General features: G+C 61.5%; 13 protein-coding genes. 4 read left to right on the top strand and 9 right to left on the bottom strand.

The annotated features are described in order from the left end of the window. Window positions 1-134: 134 nt before the first annotated feature. From ACIN8IBEIGE_RS07360 to recC, 4 genes are all read right to left on the bottom strand, one after another. Entirely contained in the window at window positions 135-1,319 is a 1,185-nt protein-coding gene (locus ACIN8IBEIGE_RS07360; protein WP_218579698.1) for an RsiV family protein, read from the bottom strand. 13 nt (window positions 1,320-1,332) lie between these two features. Continuing rightward, window positions 1,333-3,171 (bottom strand): exodeoxyribonuclease V subunit alpha, encoded by a 1,839-nt coding sequence (recD, locus tag ACIN8IBEIGE_RS07355; RefSeq protein ID WP_160014077.1) that lies wholly within the window; start codon window positions 3,169-3,171, stop codon window positions 1,333-1,335. Window positions 3,172-3,283: 112 nt separating this feature from the next. Beyond that, complete coding sequence (gene recB, locus ACIN8IBEIGE_RS07350; protein ID WP_160014076.1) at window positions 3,284-6,829, bottom strand: exodeoxyribonuclease V subunit beta; 3,546 nt, start codon at window positions 6,827-6,829, stop codon at window positions 3,284-3,286. Next, the gene (gene recC, locus ACIN8IBEIGE_RS07345) at window positions 6,826-10,080 is read right to left on the bottom strand and encodes an exodeoxyribonuclease V subunit gamma (RefSeq protein ID WP_160014075.1); all 3,255 of its coding nucleotides are present in this window, start codon (window positions 10,078-10,080) and stop codon (window positions 6,826-6,828) included. The genes recB and recC overlap by 4 nt, the downstream gene beginning before the upstream one ends. Before the next feature lie 212 nt (window positions 10,081-10,292). Here recC and ACIN8IBEIGE_RS07340 point away from each other — a divergent pair, with 212 nt between their 5' ends. Beyond that, window positions 10,293-11,939 carry a Na/Pi cotransporter family protein gene (locus ACIN8IBEIGE_RS07340; protein WP_160014074.1) on the top strand — a complete coding sequence of 549 codons (1,647 nt, stop codon included), beginning with the start codon at window positions 10,293-10,295 and terminating at the stop codon, window positions 11,937-11,939. 35 nt (window positions 11,940-11,974) lie between these two features. Here ACIN8IBEIGE_RS07340 and ACIN8IBEIGE_RS07335 read toward each other — a convergent pair whose 3' ends face one another. Together ACIN8IBEIGE_RS07335 and ACIN8IBEIGE_RS07330 are read right to left on the bottom strand one after the other, a co-directional pair. Then, on the bottom strand, window positions 11,975-12,376 hold the full coding sequence (locus ACIN8IBEIGE_RS07335; protein WP_160014073.1) for a lysozyme inhibitor LprI family protein: 402 nt from the start codon (window positions 12,374-12,376) through the stop codon (window positions 11,975-11,977). Window positions 12,377-12,423: 47 nt separating this feature from the next. Beyond that, window positions 12,424-13,176, bottom strand: coding sequence for a M48 family metallopeptidase (locus ACIN8IBEIGE_RS07330; protein ID WP_160014072.1), 753 nt, complete (start codon window positions 13,174-13,176; stop codon window positions 12,424-12,426). Between the two features lie 341 nt (window positions 13,177-13,517). On the opposite strand from ACIN8IBEIGE_RS07330, the gene ACIN8IBEIGE_RS07325 reads away from it, so the two are divergent. Genes ACIN8IBEIGE_RS07325 through ACIN8IBEIGE_RS07315 form a run of 3 tightly spaced genes read left to right on the top strand, consistent with a single transcriptional unit; the run spans window position 13,518 to window position 16,346 of the window. Further along, entirely contained in the window at window positions 13,518-14,507 is a 990-nt protein-coding gene (locus ACIN8IBEIGE_RS07325; protein ID WP_178124340.1) for a phospholipase, read from the top strand. 1 nt (window position 14,508) lies between these two features. Further along, window positions 14,509-15,759 (top strand): peptidyl-prolyl cis-trans isomerase, encoded by a 1,251-nt coding sequence (locus ACIN8IBEIGE_RS07320; protein ID WP_178124339.1) that lies wholly within the window; start codon window positions 14,509-14,511, stop codon window positions 15,757-15,759. After that, window positions 15,756-16,346, top strand: coding sequence for a hypothetical protein (locus ACIN8IBEIGE_RS07315; RefSeq protein WP_160014070.1), 591 nt, complete (start codon window positions 15,756-15,758; stop codon window positions 16,344-16,346). Before ACIN8IBEIGE_RS07320 ends, ACIN8IBEIGE_RS07315 begins: the two co-directional genes overlap by 4 nt. A gap of 102 nt (window positions 16,347-16,448) precedes the next feature. On the opposite strand, the gene ACIN8IBEIGE_RS07310 is transcribed toward ACIN8IBEIGE_RS07315, so the two are convergent. The 3 genes from ACIN8IBEIGE_RS07310 to ACIN8IBEIGE_RS07300 all read right to left on the bottom strand — a co-directional run bounded on the left by ACIN8IBEIGE_RS07310 (window position 16,449) and on the right by ACIN8IBEIGE_RS07300 (window position 19,350). After that, window positions 16,449-17,474: a hypothetical protein gene (locus ACIN8IBEIGE_RS07310; RefSeq protein WP_160014069.1), complete on the bottom strand. Its 1,026-nt coding sequence runs from the start codon at window positions 17,472-17,474 to the stop codon at window positions 16,449-16,451. A 467-nt stretch (window positions 17,475-17,941) separates the two neighbouring features. Then, window positions 17,942-18,859, bottom strand: a complete 918-nt coding sequence (locus tag ACIN8IBEIGE_RS07305) for an ADP-ribosylglycohydrolase family protein (RefSeq protein ID WP_160014068.1) — start codon at window positions 18,857-18,859, stop codon at window positions 17,942-17,944. A gap of 158 nt (window positions 18,860-19,017) precedes the next feature. Then, entirely contained in the window at window positions 19,018-19,350 is a 333-nt protein-coding gene (locus ACIN8IBEIGE_RS07300; RefSeq protein WP_160014067.1) for a hypothetical protein, read from the bottom strand. Window positions 19,351-19,544 lie beyond the last annotated feature (194 nt).

Below are 19,544 nucleotides of genomic sequence, written 5' to 3'. Positions count from 1 at the left end.
CAGCGGTGGGGGATGCGTTAAGCCAGGCGCGACCTGCAAAGGGTAATCAGTTGCTGCATGATGTGCCTCCTTTGCTGTCGGTTAAGAGAAGGCGCGCATCCTAGGCCGATGATGCGCGCAGTGCAATACCCGCCTTAGTCCGGCAATGCCAAGCGCAATCGACCGGGATGCTTCTTGACCACCGCATAAGGCAGCACCGACCACTCAGTACCCTCGCAGGCACGTGCAACACGCGGGAAGATCGGGTCGAACACAATACCGTCCTCATTGAGGTACCAACTGGGGAAATCCCACATATCCGGGTCGGCATAGGTGCATTCAAAGTCATCGGCAGGCTCTGGCAACATCTCCGGAGCGATCCGCCGCCACTGCTCGACCAACCAGGGTGCGAGGTACCGATTACGGTATTGGGAGAACACATCGAAACTCACCGAATCTTCATCCGGCTTGCGCTCTCGCGTTTCGTGATAGTGAAAAGCGGGGCCGTCACCGACCCAGAGCAGGTCCTCCAGGCCCAGCGGTTTTCCGCTACGTACATCCAGCGTAAGCGGCGCATCACCGAAATCCGGATGAGCGCCACCGCAGTCGTAGCTGGTAAAAATGCTCAGGCTTACAACATCCGCCGACAGCAGTCGCGGCTGCACGGTTTGTAGAAACTCCCCCCCTCTACCACCCACCCCAAGCTTGCAAGCGTGATAGTCGATCACTTCCTCGCGCAAGCGTGCGCGCAACTGCTGGTTGATCGAATCCAGCTGTGCCTGGGGATAACCACTCAGCACTTCGAACATCGTCAACCCCGAAACGGGCTCCGTCCACCACTGCAACTCATGGCCCATAAACTCCTGGCGTTTGCCAGACGTTAGCGGCAACTTCTTGAGACGCAGGAACTCGTAGGGTGATGCGTCGTATAGGCGATACCAGAAGGGTTCGGCTCCCGCTGGCGGCTCCTCGATAGTCGGCTGGGTAAGCGTAACGGCCAGCCGTTTGCCCTGGGGCCCGACCCATTCGCCCTGCCACCCCTGCGGGCTGCGCTGCAAGCGCAGTTCGGGACGCGGAACGTCGTCGTACTGGTCTCGGCCTTCGACCAGACTGAGCTGCTGGCCTTGCAGTCGGCCCTCCAGGGCCAAGTCGTGGTGATGCTTGCGATAAAAGTAGCGGCCAGTGACCTGCTCGGGATCGCTTAGATTAAGCTCCATGACTATCGCCATCTTGCCCAGCATCCCGCTGTAGACCTGCGGCCCTTCAGCAGCAAATAGCGCAGGTGGAACCATGCCCAGAAAGATCGCCACTAGTCGACACCAGAACATTCCGTTGCTCACCTAAAACTCCTAGTTAGAAAAGATCGAGCTGTTCCTGCGTCATCACAGAAGCAGCATTTTCAGACATTGGTATCTCCAACCGCTCAGCCAACCCCGCCGCACGCTCGGCACGGGTGACCACGGCTTCCCCCAGGCGCGCGGGCAGGGCCCAGATTTCCACCTTGTGTTTGGCGCGGGTGATGCCGGTGTAGAACAGGCTGCGGCTGAGTAATGGGCTGGGCAATTCGGGCAGCACCAGCAGCACTTCGCTGAACTCAGAGCCCTGGCTTTTGTGCACGGTCATGGCGAAGGCGCTGTCGTGACTGGGCAGGCGCGCCGGGGCGAAGGGGCGGTAGCCATCTTCACCCTCAAAGAACACTCGCAGGCCGTACTCGGTGTGCAGGCAGAGGCCGATATCGCCATTGAACAGACCAAGTGCGTAGTCGTTCTGCCGCACCATGATCGGCCGGCCGACGTACCAGCGCTCGCGGCTGGGCACCTGACTGCGGCGTTTGATTCGTGCCTCCAGGGCTTCGTTGATCCCGGCCACGCCCCAGGCACCTTCACGCTGGGCGCAAAGCGTGCGGAAAGCATTGAACGCGGCGAAGGCCGCCGCAGGGTCGGCGCTTTTGGCGGCGTTGATATAGGGCGCATAGCCTTGATCCAGACGTTCCAGCAGATCGTTGGGCGTTGGCTGGGCATTCCAGGCCAGGTCGCTGCGGTTTTCCTTGAGCAGGTTAAGCGTGCCGCTGACGTCGCCGCCATTGATCCGCCGCGCCAGTTCGCCGATGCCGCTGTCGCCGGCAAAGCGGTGGCTGTGGGTCAGCAGCACCACGGCATCGCCCAGTTGCGAGGTCGGCTGGCTGACCGGCACCTGCTGGCCGGTGATGCGTTGTAGCTCGCTAGCAGCCTGAGCATCAAAGCCGCGACCCTCGCAGAGCTCGGCAAATACCGCGCCGGCTTCCACGGCGCAGAGTTGGTCCTTGTCACCGAGCAGAATCAGTCGCGCAGTGGGCGGCAAGGCGTCGAGCAGCTTGGCCATCAGCGCCAGATCGACCATCGACGCTTCGTCCACCACCAGCACGTCCAGCGCCAGCGGGTTGGCCGCGTGATGGCGCACCTGCGGGCTGTCGCCCCGGCTGCCGAGCAGACGGTGCAGGGTGCGCGCTTCATCCGGCAACGCGGCTTTGATCGCCTCGCTGACCGGCAGCTGAGCTTTGGCATTGCGGATCGCTTCGGCCATGCGTGCCGCCGCTTTACCCGTCGGCGCAGCCAGGCCGATGGCCAGGTGCGCGCAGCCCGGTTGCTCCAGCAAGGCCGCCAGCAGGCGCACCACTGTGGTGGTCTTGCCGGTGCCGGGCCCGCCGGAGATCACCGCCAGCTTGCGCCGCACCGCTTGCGCGGCGGCCAGACGCTGCCAGTCGGGTTGCTGCTGCCCCGCCTGTGATAAAGAGTTGAACGCGAATAGCCGAGTCAGGCTTTCACTGAGCTGGGCTTCATCCACCTCGGGCAAATCGGCGGCGCGTTGTAACAGCTGTTCGGCCAACTGCCGTTCGTAGGCCTGGTAGCGCGCGAGATAGAGGCGACTGTGCTCAAGGATCAGCGGTGTGAAAGCGCCCTCAGCGCCAACCAACGGCGATGCCTGCAACTGCGCCTGCCAGTCGCTGAGCGCCGGCAAGCGCAGTTCATGCTCCGGCCAGGGCCGCTGCCCGGCGAAACGGGCCAGCGGCAGGCAGACATCCCCTTTGTCCAAGGCCATACACAGCAGCGCCGCCGAAGCCAGCACCACCGGCGACGCCTGCGGATCAAGGCGCTGCAGGCTATCGACCAAGGCGCGCTCCAGTGGGCCAAGGGGCAGATCAGCAAGCGTCATAGTCCACTCCCGTAGGGTGGATGGCGCTTCACCCATCCACCGTTTGCCCTGGTGGATGAAAACAGCGTCATCCACCCTACGCAACACAACCCCGCCGGGTCACCCAACAGCATCAGCGCCCCTCCGCAAACAGGTTATCCAGCGCATCGAGCAGCCCATCGTTTGGGCGCGAGAAATACACCCCGCCACTCGGCATGCCGCGCAGAAACAGGTAGTAGGCGCCGCCCAGTTGCTCATTCTGGAAGTCGTCCAGACGCTGACGCAGGAAGCGCCGCAGCGCCACCAGGTAGATCAGGTATTGCAGGTAGTAATGCTCGGCGGCCAGGGCTTGCAGCAGGCGTTCGCCGCCGTAGTAGCTGGCATCCGGGCCGAGCCAGTTGGACTTGTAGTCGGCGATGTACCAGCGCCCGTCGTGCTCGAAGGTCAGGTCGATAAAGCCCTTGAGAAAGCCCTTGAGGCAGTCGAATTCAAGGCGTGCTGCCGCCTCGCGCATCGGTGCCGCCAGGCCATGGGCCGGGTCACAGAGAATCGCCCGCAGGCGCTGCACATCCAGCCCGGCCAGAGGGAAGGTAAAGCCCAGCTCGGGCAGGCGCCGGCTTGGATTAATACCAGCGAGAGTCAGACCCTGGCCATCCAGATCGGTGTCAATCACCTGCTGCAATTGCGTCAGCGCCACCGCGCTCCAGTCGCTACTAATGCCGTGGCCGCTCAGCCCCGGCTCCATCAGTTCAGCCAGCGGCGCCTTGCCCCGCGCCCAATCTTCCAGAATCGCGTGCAGGCAAGTACCGGCCCGCGCACCACGGGGAAAGGCAAAGAAGCCCGTGCCCGACTCACTGGCATCCGGCAGCACCAGGCCGTCGCGGTCCGGCGCTTCCATATGCATGCCGGCGGCCAACCCGGAGAAGCTGCCGATGCGCCAGGCGCTGTGCAGGCTGCGCTGCAAGGTGGCGAGTTGCTGCGGGGCCGGGGCGCGTTGTTCGCCGGCGGCGTTGGCCTCGCTTTCACGCAACGGTTGAAGGGCCATCTGGCCTTGGCTGCTAGCGATCAACTGTTCGACTTCTGCACGCAAACCCTGCGGGCTAAGGCTTTGCAGATGGCCGGCCAGTTCGGCCAGAGCATCCTCACCGGGCAACGCACGGCCGTGCAGCAGCCAGGCCAAGGCGCTGCTGTGCAGGCCGCTATCGCCAAGGGTGCCGTCCTTTTTCGGTTTGCAGTCCACCGGCCCCCAGTGCAGCCACAGGCGATCGCGGGCGCGGGTCAGGGCGACGTAGGTCAGGCGCAGTTTTTCGGCGAAACGCTCATGACGGGCGCGCTCGCGGTGCGTGTCGAGCTGCTCGCTACCGAGGTCCAGCAGCGGCGTGCCGTCGTCGGAGTGACAAGTGATGTCCTCGTGCTGACGCAGCAGCGCGCCGTCCCACAGGTAGGGGCAGAACACCAGCGGGTATTCCAGGCCCTTGGAGGTGTGGATGGTGACGATCTGCACCCGTTCGGCATCGCTTTCCAGGCGCAGCAAGGCGTCTTCGCCATGGGCCTCGGCACTGCGTTGGGCGTTAAACCAGGCGAGTAATTGCTCCAGACCGGGGCGTTGCAGGCTTTCGGTTTGCAGCAGCTCGGCCAGGTGCAGCAGGTTGGTCAGGCGGCGCTCGCCATCGACCAGCGCCAGCAGGCGCTGGGCCACCTGCTGCTCATCCAGCCAGACGCGGAAGGCGCGCATAAACCCTTGTTGTTGCCAGAGTTGGTGGTAGCGCTCGGCGGCTTCGCGCTCGCGGTCCCAGGCTTGAGCGTCCTCACTGCAGGCGGCCAGATCGGCGGCACTACGGCCCAGCAGACGGCTGGCCAGGGCATAACGCAATGCACCCTCGCGGCCCGGTTCGGCGTAAGCCGCGAGCACAGCGGACAGCTCATCGGCCTCTTCGCTATGCCAGACGTTTTCCTTACCCCGGCGCACGCTGGGCACGCCACGGGCGGCCAGCTCGGCGGCCACTTCGCCGGCCTGACGGTGGCTGGCGACCAGCACGGCAATATCGCCGCCTTTGAGCGGTGTGCGCGTGCCGTCTTGCTCAAAATACGCCTCGCCACGGCTGCTGGCGCCAAGCACCGCCGCAATGCGCCGCGCCGTATCCCGTGCCACCAAAGCGCCCGCTTCACCCTTGCCCAGGTAATCGTTATCCAGCCAAACCAACGCCAGCGGTGCGTCGGTTTCATCCTCAACATGCGGCAACACCAGTTGCGCCCGCACTTTGTTGCTGGCCCCGACCTGCTGATAATCCAAGCCTTGCTCGGCAAAGGGCATGGGCCGGTCGAACAGCTGATTCAGCGCGGCGATCAACTCGGGCGTGGAACGGTGGTTGGTGGCCAGGCTGTATTGCCGCGCGGCTTCGCTGCGGGCTTTTAAGTACGTGGCTAAGTCGGCACCGCGAAACGCATAGATGGCCTGCTTGGGATCGCCGACAAAACACAGGTCGCCGGCGTCCTGATAAATACGGTGAAACACCCGGTACTGCACCGGATCGGTGTCCTGAAACTCGTCGATCAGCGCCACCGGATACTGCGTGCGCAGGGTGCTGGCCAGGTGCTCGCCGCCCTCGCCCTGCAGCGCCTGCTGCAGCTTGTTGAGCAGGTCACCGAAGGCCAGCAGGCGTTGCGCGGCTTTGCGCGCAGGCAGTTGTTCGTTGAGCTGATGGATCAGGCGTACCTGCAGGTCGATCAGACGTTGCTCGGCCTCGGGTTGCGCGGCGTCGAGGGCATCGCAGAGTTCCTGCAGCGCGGCGGCCAGCGGATTGGCCGGGGCTTCGCAGCCCTTCTTGCTGGCCTTGTTCAAGCCTTCGCGGGCCAGGCGGCGATGCGCTTCGGTCTTGCTGAACAGCGCGGCGGCGTCGCTGAAATAACCGTCCAGCTCGGCCTGCCAGACGCCCAGCTTGGCTGGGTTGCACATATTGCTCTTAAAGCCATCGAAGGCTTTCAGTTGCTGCAACCAGGCCGCGCTTTCGCCCTGCCAAAGACGCTGCGCCTGCTGCCAGGCGGCGCGTAGGGCGATCATCTCACTGCGCGTACCCGGTTGCGGCTCGATGCGCAGGTACGGCTTACCCAGGTGATTGCGCAGGCGCTGACGCAGAACTTGCGGAGTGATCTTCTGCTGCACCAGAAACGCCGCCCATTCCGGCTCGGCGCTGGCCAGCTCATACCGCCAGAGGTCGGCGAGCAGGGCGTCGATAATTTCGCGATCGTCGTGGGTCAGTTCGTTGTCGAAATCGCCACCCGCTTCAAACGCGGCGTCCTGCAAGGCGCGCTGGCAGAAGCCGTGGATGGTGAAGATCGCCGCCTCGTCAAAACCATGCACCGCCAGCAGCAGACGTCGGTGGCTGGCAGCATCCGGGTACTGGGCATGCAGTTCATTGAGCAAGGAGTCGTCGCCCGGTCCCTGTTCATACACCGCCAGCAACTCGGCCAGGCGCTTGCGAATGCGTTCGCGCAGCTCGGCGGTGGCAGCGGTGGTAAAGGTCACCACCAGAATCTGGCTGACGTTGAGTTGCTTCTCCAGCAACAGGCGCGCGTACAGCGCGGTCAGGGTCCAGGTTTTGCCGGTGCCGGCGCTGGCCTCGATCAGCGAGCGGCCAGTGAAGCTGTCGTGCAGCAGGTTCAGGCTGGCGCTGCTCATGCTTCGTCCTCGTCACTGCCTTGCAGGGCGTCCAGCGCCGGGCCGTAAAGCTGTTCGGCCAGGGCTTCGAAACGCTCGTCCAGCGGCTCACGGTCGCGGAAAGCCAGAGCATTCCAGGGGTCCTGGCCTTCGCCGATCATAAAATCATTGCCTTGCCACATCACCCGCGCTTCGCTGCGCGCGGCGTCAATCGGCTCCTTGCGCCCTGGATTGCGCCATTTGCGGGCAAAACCATGGCTGCATTTGGCGAACAGCGGCAGTGGTTCACACAGCGCGCTTTTGTAGGCCTCCAGCCAAGGCTGCAGCAGCTCGCGGGCATTCGCCAGCGGGCCCAAACGCCATTCGCTTTTCGGCGAGAGCAGGCGGCTGTCGCGGCTGATATCAGGCGTGGCAGCGCAGTTAAGCAGCAGATGGCGCAGCCAGAACGGCGCCAGTTCCCAGGCACCGAGATCACGCAGGCGGTAGTCGAACAGACCCGCGCTGGTTACGCCATCGAGCCAGCCGTGGATACGCACGCCGGCCAATTCCAGATCCACCAGCAGCGGTTGCGCGGCATCCTCCGGGCGTTCGTCGAACAGAGTGGGGGCGAAGGCGCGAATCGGCCCGCGAATCTGTCCCCAATGTGCCTGGCCCAACTCGCCCACGGGCAACCAGCCGGAGGCCGCTGCCACGGCGCGCTCCTGGCGCTCGCTCCAACCGTTCTCGATGGCTTGCAACGCCAACTGACGCAGGCCGTGCTGGCTGGTCCACTCGACGCTGAAGGGCTCGTCGCCGGCCAGGGTTTCATCTGTCTGCGCCAGACGCAGGCCGAGGCGCTGCTCCAGCAGATAACGCGCGGGATGTTTGAAACAGTGAATCAACTGGCTTGGCTCGATGCAGAGCCAGTCCGCATCTGGCGCATCCAGGGCGCTGGCGAAGGGCTGCGGCGCCTCCACCGCCTGACTCAAGCGCTGCGCGGCGCGGAACCACGGCGCGGCAAAGCCGGTATGCCGGTTACCTGCAAAGTTGCCAGGGGCGAAGGGTTGCAATGGATGGTGGTGAGTAATCCGCGCGCTGGCCGGACCGTTGCCATCTATGGCGGTTAGGTCGACCACATCCAGCAGTTCGCTGACCAGCACCGAGGGCGGCAGTTCGGCGTTGCTGCGCGGGTCGCGGCCGACGTAGCTGAGGTACAGGCCGCCGCGCGCCGAGAGCAGGATTTCCAGCAGCAGGTAGCGGTCGTCCAAGCGGCGGGCGCGGTCGCCACGACGAGGCTTCTGGCTGATCAGGTCAAAGCCGGCAGCCGGCGTGCGGCGTGGCAGTGCGCCGTCATCCAAACCCAGCAGGCAGACCAGGCGAAACGGCAGGCTGCGCATCGGCACCATGGTGCAGAAGGTCACCGCGCCGGTGAGAAAACCCGAGGCGGCGCTGCCTTGCTCTAGCGCTGCAGTCAGTTGCTGACGGATCAGCGCCAGCTCGATCGGCCGCTCAACGCCCGAGGCGTCTCCCTGCTCCTTGAGCGAGGCGCAGGCCTTGGACAACAGCAACAGGGTGTCGCCGGCTTCACGCTCGTCGAACAGCTGGTCGATCAGCACTTGCAGGCCCTCGGCCCATTCGCGCAAAGGCCGTGGCCGTTGCAGGCTCTGCGCCAGGGCGGCCAGGCGCTCGACAAAACCGGCCAGACGGCCGAGCAGTTGTGCGCGGCCGCCTTCCAGCGCATCCAGCGGCCAGTTGGTACCCAACAGTGGCGCAGCCAGACCGGCCAACTGCGGCGGCGCGGCAAAGCCCAGCAGCAGGCGATCCAGGCCCTGGCGCCAGGTAAAGGCGGCATCCGCCGGCAGGCCCAGCTGCTCGCGGTGCGTTTCATCGCGGCCCCAGCGCACACCGGCGTCGCGCAGCCAGTCGCGTAGTAGCGGTAAATCCTCTGCCTCGATGCTAACGCGGCGGGCGATGGCCGGCTGTTCCAGCCAGGCGAGAACTTCCTCGGCGGCAAAGCGGCTGTCTGGCAGCGCCAGCAGATTGAGGAAGGCTTCGATCAGTGGGATTTCCGCGCGCAGGCTGCGATCGGCCAGGCTGAAGGGAATACGCGGCACGCCCTCGCGCGGGGCAAACACCGCTTCGACATAGGGTGCGTAACGCTCAATGTCCGGGGTCAGCACCACGACTTGATCGGGAGTCAGCTCGGGCTCGGCGGCAAAGCGGGCGAGCAGTTGGTCATGCAGGATTTCCACTTCGCGCAGCGGCGAGTGGGCGACGTGCAGCTCCAGCGAGCGGTCGTCTTCGCGCAGCCGCAAACGCTCATCCGACTGGCGGGTGCGCAGGCGCAGGATGTCGTTCTGCAACGCCTGCAGCAGGCTGGCGTCGTGCAGGTCAGCGTCCTCGGAATACAGGCCGATTTCCTGACTGCCCTCACTGGACGCCAGGCTGAACAGGCTGTCGAAAAAGTCGCGGCCCTGCTTGCCCAGGCTCGCCAATAACGGGTGGCCGACATCCAGATACCAATCGTCCGGACTGAGTTCAGGTTGCCTGGCCAACTCACGAATATCGCGAATCTCGCCCCAGGCTTCACGGCACGGGTTGAGGGCGAAAACAATCACCTGGGTGTGCCGCGCCAGGCCTTCCAATACCCGCATATGGTGCGGTGGCAGCGAGCTGATGCCGAACACCAATACACGCTCGGGCAGCCCGGCGATGGGCGTGGCGTCATACAGGCGGGCGAGCAGTTCTTCCAGCAAACGCGCGCGGTGCGGGTGGCCGTCACGGGTCAGCTCGCGCCACAGCAGCGCCTGCCAGGCTTCATCAGGGCCGAGGTCCTGCTGCTCATTGCGCTCCCAGGCGGCCAGCCAGTCGTCGCGATACAGCAGGTATTGGTCGAATACGTCGGCGATCTTCACGGCAAGTGACAAACGCCGCCGCTCATCGCCACCGTCCAGGTAATGCGCCAGGCGCGGCGCCTCACTCAGGTGAGCGGGCTCGCATAGCCAGTCATACAGGCGCCAGCTCAAACTGCTGGGGCTGAACGCCGACTGCTCCGGCAGTTGCCCCAGGCACAGGCGCGAGAGGTCCCAGACGAACTTGGCCGGCAGCTGCACCTCCAGCTGCATGGCAATGCCCTGCTTGCGCGCCAGCTCCAGGGTCAGCCAGCGCCCCATGCCCTGGCTCGGCACCACCACCAGCGCCGGCGCAAAGGGCTCGCGCATCGGCGTGGCGAGCAGGGTGGTGGCCAGCTCGCCAAGGGTTTCCAGGTCAGGGGCGTGATAAAGCGTCAGCATCAGAGGGAGTCGCTTCCGTTCAGTAGCGGGCAAGGTTATCAGCTCACGCAGCCTGGCGGGATTGCACGACAGGCTGTGTCGCGCGCTGGCGCGCAGCGCCAACCCCAGCTAAAGCTAAATACAGGGTCTGCGCTTCTACACGATGGGCCTTTATAACAAGTAAAAACCGCGCGTCACGCTGCAACCGGGCTGACGCGCCAGGGAGCAGCACCATGCTCACCCTGCTGAATCTGCTGTCTGCCGTCGCCTTGCTGATCTGGGGCACTCATATCGTCCGCACCGGCATCCTGCGGGTGTATGGCTCGCACCTGCGTAAGGTGCTTAGCCATAACGTCAGCAAGCGGCCGCTGGCCTTTGCCGCCGGCATCGGTGTTACCGCACTGGTGCAGAGCAGCAACGCCACTGCATTACTGGTTACCTCGTTCGTTGCTCAGGGGCTGATGGCGCTGACTCCGGCACTGGCGATCATGCTCGGCGCGGACGTCGGCACGGCGCTGATGGCCCGGGTGCTGACCCTCGACCTGAGTTGGCTAAGCCCGCTGCTGATCTTCCTCGGGGTGATCTTCTTTCTCTCGCGCAAACAGACCCGCGCCGGCCAGCTCGGCCGCGTGGCCATTGGCCTGGGGCTGATGCTGTTGGCCCTTGAGCTGATCGTCGCCGCCGCTACGCCAATCACCCAGGAGCAGGGCATCCGCGTGCTGTTCGCCTCACTGACCGGCGACCTGCTGCTGGATGCGCTGGTCGGCGCGCTGTTCGCGCTGATTTCCTATTCCAGCCTGGCCGCCGTGCTGCTCACCGCAACCCTGACCGGTGCCGGCCTGATCAGCCTGCCCGTGGCCATCGGCCTGGTGATTGGCGCCAATATCGGCAGCGGCGTGCTGGCCTTTCTCACCAGTAGCCTGCAAACCCCTGCAGGGCGGCGCGTGGCCCTGGGCAGTCTGCTGTACAAGCTGATTGGCCTGCTGCTGGTGATGCCGCTGCTCGACCCGCTGGCCAACTGGCTGGACAGCCTGAACTGGCGCCCCGAAGAGTTGGTGATCGGCTTTCACCTGCTCTACAACGGCCTACGCTGTGTGCTGATGCTGCCCACGGTCGGGCTGATGGCGCGCTTCTGCAACTGGCTGCTGCCGGATCGCCCTGATGAAAACGGCGTCGCCCGCCCGCGCCACCTCGACCCTACAGCGCTGGCCACACCGAGCCTGGCGCTGGCCAATGCGGTGCGTGAAACCCTGCGCATCGGCGACCTGATCGAGACCATGCTCAACCATCTACTGGAGGTGCTGCAGGGCGGACATACGGCACTTAGCAAGGAACTGCGCCGCCTTGATGATGATGTCGATGCGCTCTACAGCGCGGTGAAACTCTACCTGGCGCAGATCCAGCGCGAGGCCCTGAGCGACCACGACAACCGACGTTGGGCAGAGATCATCGAGCTGGCGGTCAACCTGGAGCAGGCCGGCGACATCATCGAACGCATGCTCGGCAAGGTGCAGGATCAGAAAACTGCCCAGCGTCACGCCTTCTCCGATAGCGGCCTGGCAGAGCTGGCCAGTCTGCATCAACAACTAACCGCCAACCTGCGCCTGGGCCTCTCGGTATTTCTTTCGGGCGACCAGGAGAGCGCCCGCCAACTGCTGCGCGAAAAACGCCGCTTCCGCGCCCAGGAACGTCGCTTAGCCCACGCACATGTCGGCCGTTTGCATCATCAAGTGGTGCAAAGCATCGAAACCAGCGGCCTGCATATGGAGCTGATCGCCGATATGAAACGCCTCAACTCGTTGTTCTGCGCCAGTGCCTATGTGGTGCTGGAAAGCAGCGAGACAGGGGCACTGCACAGCCAGGACATAGCGGGTGAGTAATCTGCCGTGGATTAGCCTCGGGCGAACGATGAATTCTAGCCGCCGTTATCGAGCAAAAATTCCAGTTCGACGAGCCTGTCGATGTTCAGCTCCATTGGGCAGGTGTAGTACATCGGCGAGCCAATATGCTTGCCCTGCATATCGCAATGCGCGTTGCGATAGATAAGCCAGGCCTTCTGCGCCTCCTCGAGCTGCTTGGCATCTTCCGGCGAAGCTTGTTGCAGCGTGAGGTATAGGCGCTGGTAAGTAAGGTTCATCTGTTTTTTCGCAACATCCGAAACACCCTCAGCGCAGGCTGCAACCAGGCTGTTAGTAAGCCCCTCGCTAGCCTCCAGGCAGTCATTGTAGCGAGCATCCAACTCATCGCTGCTAGCGGCATTTATCTGCGGAGCCAGTAGCAAAGAAGCACAGATCAACAGAGCGCATCGGTTATGCATGGGTAACTCCTGAAACAGATGGGGCCGCTATTGCGGCCCCTCGTCGATCACTTCTCGGCAGCGATACGCTGGCGGATATGCGCGGCGCGATCGGCCGAGCCTGGGTGGGAGTCAAACATGCTGCTGTCGCCACCGCCGAGCTGAGCCAGCTTGTCGAAGGCACTGGCCAAACCCTGCAGCGGAATGTTGCGCTGCTTCAGCAGATCAAAAGAGAAGTCATCGGCTGCGCTTTCCTGAGACTGGGAAAACTGCGCGTTGATCAGCGCCTCACCCAAATCGCCTAGTTGCGAGTTGGACAACGCCATGGCGGCACTGTTGCCGGAAGAGGCAATTGCGCCACGAGCCACCGAAGTAGCGTAGGCCGCCTGCATCGCCTTCTTGGTGTGGCCAAGGGCAACGTGACCCATCTCGTGGCCCAGCACGCCTTCCACTTCGTTGTCGTTCATCAGGTCCATCAAGCCGCTATATACACGCACGCAACCGTTGGCCATGGCCCAGGCATTGACTTCGTCAGTCAGGTAAACCTTGTAGGTGACCGGCCTCCCGTTGACCTGACTGCCGAGATTGCTGGCGATCGTCGCCAGGCGCTTGCTGTAGGTGCTATCGGCGGGCGCGATTGGCGATTGGGCATCCATCTGTACGCAGGCGTCGTCGGCCATGCTATTCACTTCAGCATCGCTGAGCGTAGCGGCCTGCATGGTTTGCAGCCCGGTGCTAAGCATGGCGTCGGGGCTCATGTTCTGACAGCCGGAAAGCAGGGTGGAAAGCGCGAGCGCGGAAAGGGTGAACTGCAGTTTCATGGTCATCGTCCTTGAAGATTGGTGCAATGGAGTAGCCGAGAGGTATCGGCGTCCCGGCCGGCGCGGCATTGTCGGTGATATGCGCAGCCCCAAAGCGAGACACAGCTCACGTTCTGCAGCTTGGCTCAGGCGGCCAATGCCTCAGCATCCAGGCGCCCTTGCGCCATAAGAACAGTGGCGCGGCCTAAAGCGCGCAATAAAGTTGGTCTATACCACCAACCCTTAGTTGGGTTGAGACAACCCGGCGCATAGACTTTAAGTTGGCGTGCGGCATTGCAACAGTTTTGCCATCAATGACCGCTAATACTGCTCAACTCCAACAACAAAAGAGCGCCTTCCCTATGAAAAACCTCACCTCCCTGGCCGTTGGTCTAGGCCTGGCTTTTAGCGCCAGCCACGCCTGCGCCTGGTCGCAACCTACACACAAGAATATCGTCAAGGACGCCCTGGCCTTCCTCAACTCGGCGCACGCCACGCCCGAGATGAAACGTGCCTACCAGTTCTACGTCGGCGCCGCCGGCAGTGAAGCCCGCGCGGGGGAAATCCTCGGCCAGGCCGCCTACGACGTCGATGACTTCCAGGACACCCGCCTGGGCGGTTGGTGGGTCGGCTACGAGCACGCGCCGGTGTATGGCGCAGCGGCCTCCATCGTCAATTACACGTCCTACTGGCACTTTATCAACATGGCCCGCCAGGGCGACGCCCACGGCAACGACCACGGCGGCTACGACTACCGCTACCGCAAGGTAGATGGCAGCTGGAGCGGCGACGTTGACTGGTACGCCATGGTTTACCTGTACAACCGCGAGCTGAAGAAAAGCGACTTCGACACCACCGAAGCGCATTACCGTCAGGGCACGTCCTCCAACTGGCAGACGCACTACGGCGACTTCCAGACGGCGGCCTTCCAGCCTATCGATAACCTGGCCAAATACTGGTTCGATCAGTTCAAGAACGCACCGTCCCTGCAAACCATCGGCTACTCGCTGCACACCACCGGTGATGTGGCGCAGCCGCACCACGCCTGGGTCACCTCAGGCAATGGTCACTCCGGCTGGGAAGGCTGGGTGGACGATCATTACTTCAGCGAAGGTCTGAACAATATGGCGGCAGTGGCCAACCGCGTCGGCAGCTATGACGCACAGAAGCCGATCCGCGATCTGTTGACCCAGACCGCCCAGGTCGCCTACCAGCGCCCCGAGCCGCTGTATGACACCAGCTACGCCACCCGCCTGCGAGTGGCCAAGGAGCTGATTCCGGAGTCCATCGCCCTCACCGTCAGCGTGCTGACCAAGGGTGCCAACACCTTCTATGGCCAGGGTGGCCTGTAAGGTGCGCGGGCTTATCCAGCGCAGTTTGCTGGTACTGGGGCTGACAGGCATCTGCCTGTCAGCCCTGGGCAGCCAGGACATGCGCATCAACGGTGAACGCCTGCCCGGCAAAAGCATCGGCCTGCTGGAGCAGGCCATGACCCGGGTCAAATTCAATACCGACCTGCGTCTGCTGCGCACTGGCCTTGCGGAAAACCACCTGCTGGCCCGCGAGGTGGAAGCCGAACTGAGCGCCAAATACAGCAGCGATCTGGATGCGCTGGTCGAACGCGAAGCCGCCAACCTGATCGAGCAGGTCTACGGCCGCCAGTTCGATCACGATGTCCGGCCCTTCCTACGCCAACCACAAGCGCTGAGCAGCGCACGGCTGCGCCAGGTGCTGACCGCGCCAACCCAAGGCGTGGTGCTCGATAGCCTGCAATTGAGCCCCCAACAACAGGCCGATGCCGCACAGGTGCAACTGATCAGTTGGCAATTCCCCGGTCAGGCCGAACAACGCCTGAACCTGCTCGAGCTGTATCAGGGCGATAACGTACAAGGCCGGGTGGAGCTGCAGCAGGGCAACCTGGTGTACCTGGCCGAACAGGTGCGTCAGCAGGCGCTACGCGACTACCTCTGGTATCAGCTCGGAGAGAAGGGATTCAGTGCGGACGAACAGGCCGGCATCCGCCAGCTGGTGCGCGACAAACTCGTTCGCCACAAATACCTACACCAGCTTGGCCTGCACAGCGACTTCCACCATGAAACCGCCAGCCTGCGCGAGCGCGCCGGCCAGGTCAGTGATGCAGATGCCGAGGCATACTACCAGCGCAACCGCCAGCTCTACCAGAATGTCGCCCAGGTGCAGGCCAGTCATATCCGCCTGGCAGACCAAGCCAGTGCCGACCGGGTGTATGCCGAACTGCAAAAAGGCCTGAGCTTCGATGACGCCGTACACCGCTACTCCCTGGCGGACAGCAAAAGCCACACGCCACCCGGCGACCTCGGCCTGATCCGCCCGCAGGATGCGCAGCTGGATTTTCTGCGCAAGACCGCCCTGCTGCAGAAAGCAGGCAGCATCTCCCAACCGATGCTGATCGACGGCGCGTTCGAGATCGTCCAGGTGCGCAGCCGTGAGGATAAGCAACTGCCGCTTAGCGACCCCAGCGTGCGTTATGAAGTCAACCAGGCCGTGGCCAAGGAGCAGCTGACCCAAGCCTTCCAGGCTCGCGTCGATACCCTGCTGGCCAATGCCAAGGTAGAAGGGCTATGAAGGCCTGGCTCGGCATCGGCCTGCTCGGGGTGATCACTGCAGTGACCATCGTAGTTGTGCGCACGCCCCAGGCCGACACCGCGCCAGCCGTTGCACCACAGCCCGCAACATCGATCAGCCAGTCCATCCGCTTACCAGAGATGCCCGCCGCGCTGCCGGTACAGCAGCCCGCTGCAATCCCAGCGCCGGCAGAAAAACCGGTGGAAGAACCGCCAAACGAAGCGCAATTGAATGCGCAGGAAGCGCAAATGCTGATCCAGCTGATGGCCGACCAAGGCGACCCGCGCAGCCCGGCCCTCGGCCAACTCAAACCCCGTCAACCCGCGTCCGCCACCCAACTGGCCGACCCGGCGCGGTACAGCGCCTTCGAAGACCAGCAAACCCGCGACCAGATCATGGCCTACGCCAGCGGCGTGCAGCAGATCCCCGCCATCCGCGAGCGCATCGAACAAGCCGCGCAATCCGGCGAACGCAGCCAAACCGAACTAGACGAAGCCCGCGCCGCGCTGGAGCAACTGGAAATGCTGCAGAGCAAACTGCAGAGGGAAAGGCCGGAGCTGCTACAGAGCCAACCAACGCTGCCCTGAAGCATTCTAAGGTGCCGAGCCTCAGCCGGCTTAAGCCCTGTGTAGAACTCATAGACTAGCGTCCATTAACGGGCCGTTAGTCTATGCGCAGTGGGCGTGAAACTAGGGCCGTTTGGTAAACGGTATATCGTAATTAAATTGCTCCCCTGTCACTTGGTTGACCACCACCATGCGTGCCTTGTAATCACCGGCTAGAAACCATTTCGGAATGAATAAGCCGTTTTGTACCGTGGCCATGCTGGCTGCCGGCTGCAAGCTCACTGAGTGGCTCTGGCGTAACGGAAACCCCGTGCCATCGGGCAAGTCGACGGTGATCCAGGTATAGAGATTCAGCGGCACGTCACCACTATTTTGAATACCACGGTAATAACTGAGGTAGCCACCATTAGCCGATACGGAGGTCGGATAACCGGGTACCAACTTGAAGGTCACTCCAATGCTCTGCGCAGGCGGAGTTTCAAGGTCGCTTGGGTCCTCATAAATCAGGACATTACTGAGTGCTGCAGCGCTTTCATTGCATTGAGTTGCCCCGCCTTTCCAAGGAGAGAGGGTCATGCGCACGCTGGTAAGGTCAGGACTACCGAAGGTGCCGCTATATACCGGATTGCCATTAATCGAAATTTCCAGCTGATCGCTCGCCGCATCCACCCGAGCCAGTACACGGTACTTCGTCTGATTGGAAAGACTGGAAAGCGTTGCTGATTTACCGAAATTGAATAGCTGGATGCTGTTCTGACCGCCATGCATGGACAGGCTACGGGCACCATAGCCTGTACTGTCCAGATGCACGTTAAAGGCACTCTCGCTGTTGTTAAGCATGCTCGGGAACATATCCCAACTGACGTAGGCCTTCGTCAGCCCTGTCGGGAGATTGAACTGGATCTGGTCATAGCTGCAGCCCGGGGCATTGAAAACCGCCCAGTTGCCCGGCTGACCCGCGAAGCCGGAACGCATCTCCACTGCGCCCATGGTTACCTGGCTAGGCGTATGCGGGGTACCGTCGATCACAATGGACTGCCCGTCGATATTCGGCGGCGAGGCAAAGCGAGCATCGTATAAAACAGCCGCGTGGGAAAGCTGGCTAAGCAGGACCAAAGAAAGAGGCGCAAGTAATGATTTTGTATGCATCGATATCATCCATGAAATGAACTTGAGTTATTGACCAAGCCTATCCGTGTTGGAGAGTTGCATTGGTTGGTGTCGTTAAAGCCGTTTAGAGCCTGAGTCGCTCTGAGCGTACTTATCGCATAAAGAATGACCAGCTGGAAGGTAGACGGAACCCTCGTGTATCCCGCTACAAGCGCACTGCAGCTCTAGACCTGACATCGCATGACCACGCGACACCTACCAGCACCGACAAGCTGCCAGCTTTCAAAATCTGGGCTGAACGCACTCTTGGTATTCGCTCCATCAATGGCTTGGATTTCCAAAGTCGTAATTGAAAAAAACAGGAAAAGGGACAGTTTTATTTATCCCTCCAAAAATAAATCTGCCCCTTTTTCCTTAAATAGGTCGATATCGCCGTAAGAGCTTCACCGTTGCCATCTTGACGTTTTCGGCAGGCAGGACAATTGGACTGTCCTTAATCCACTTCGCTAGGCCTGCCTTGCCTTGGCGGCTTGGAGCAATGCATCCGCCATGTCTTCAATCTCTGCCCTCATGTGCAACTTTGCCAGCCAATGAGTCGGCATTCCCGATTTGCCATAAAAAGCGCCGGCCAATTGACCCACTATCGCTGCGGTAGTGTCTGCATCATCGCCAAGGTTCGCAGCGTCGAGCACTGCTGACTCGAAGCTTTCCGAACGCCAAAAACACCACAACGCGGCTTCCAACGAAGCCACGCTATAGCCTGTTCCAGCGATTTGTTCGCGCGTCTTGTGCATGTACTTTCCAGACGCAATGTTTCTGACCTTGGGTTCGATAAAGCTCGTCCGCGAAGGGCTGAGAATTTCGGTCTTCGACTTGCCCGCCAAAGCTTTGGCAAGCAACTCTCCCAAGAGGCGACAGCACTCGGTCGCCTCGGGCGCGGAGTGAGTTGTACAGGAACTCGCGACCGTGAATTGGGCAATGTCTTGATCAGATGAATAGTAGAAGAGCACAACAGGTGCGAGACGCATGAGCGAGCCATTACCCGCTGTATCAGGCTCGACTGAACCTGCGAAAGGTTGATTCGTTTGTTGGTACTTCAGGAGCGCTTGCCTGACTGTATTTCCAATGTCAAAGCACTGCCCCGTCGAACTCATATACCCCCATTGCCACCAGTTGAGGTACCGCCCCATCTGATCCTTGGCATTGAAGCCGTTCTTCGCTAGCAGGCTTTCCGCGAGGCAAAGAGCCATTGATGTGTCGTCAGTCCACTGGCCCGGTACTAGATTAAATGGACCCCCTCCGACCATATCAACGAGCGGGCTGAACGTACCGCGGGGACAAAATTCCACGGATGTTCCCACTGCATCGCCGCAAGCCAAACCGAGCAAGCTGCCTGAGTAGCGATCTGAAAGGTCATCTTTCATGGTTTGGCTGAGCCGAATTATGGTGCTGCAGCATTAAGCTAAATGCGCTTTCGATGATGGGTAATAAATGAATATGGCGCAACGCTCTATTACTCGAACTTGCCGGATATTACTTCAACAGCTTGAGAAGCTTCTTTCGCTTCAATTTGGTTTTGCAATTAAACGGGCTGGTATTTTTTAATTAAGCCATTGCATTTACTAATAATGGCGTCTCGATTCTCAACGATGTTTTTGTTGCACCAGTTTGCTATAAAAGCTGCCCCCAATGAAAAAGGTACAGTGACGTGCTCATCCATAAACTCGAAGGCCATGCCATTCACATCCAGTAAATAATCCGGAATGTTTTCTATATCATCATCGTTGCTTAAATATACTCCAGACATTTCCAAGCCGACACCCTCTGATTTTAGAAGCCGATTCAGCAAAATTGGAATGTAACTATTGACCCCTAAAGATGAAGAGCCTCTAAAATCCAGCAGGCAATGGTGCACTACGCTGATTTCGTTGTGTTTCAACATATATGTTATATAGGCCTATTTGAGTCGAGCAAATAAAACATGCGTGTGTCGCGCTCGCTTGAAGAAACCTCATAAAGGTTTAGCGCGCTGGTATCTATCAGGCCGCCCCCAAAATACCCGTTTAGTCATGGCATATTCAGGTTGTCTAGGGAAACTTTGAAAAGGCC

This window comes from Pseudomonas sp. 8BK, from assembly GCF_902506475.1.
GTDB lineage: Bacteria > Pseudomonadota > Gammaproteobacteria > Pseudomonadales > Pseudomonadaceae > Aquipseudomonas > Aquipseudomonas anguilliseptica.
This window is presented reverse-complemented; position numbering and strand designations above follow the sequence as displayed.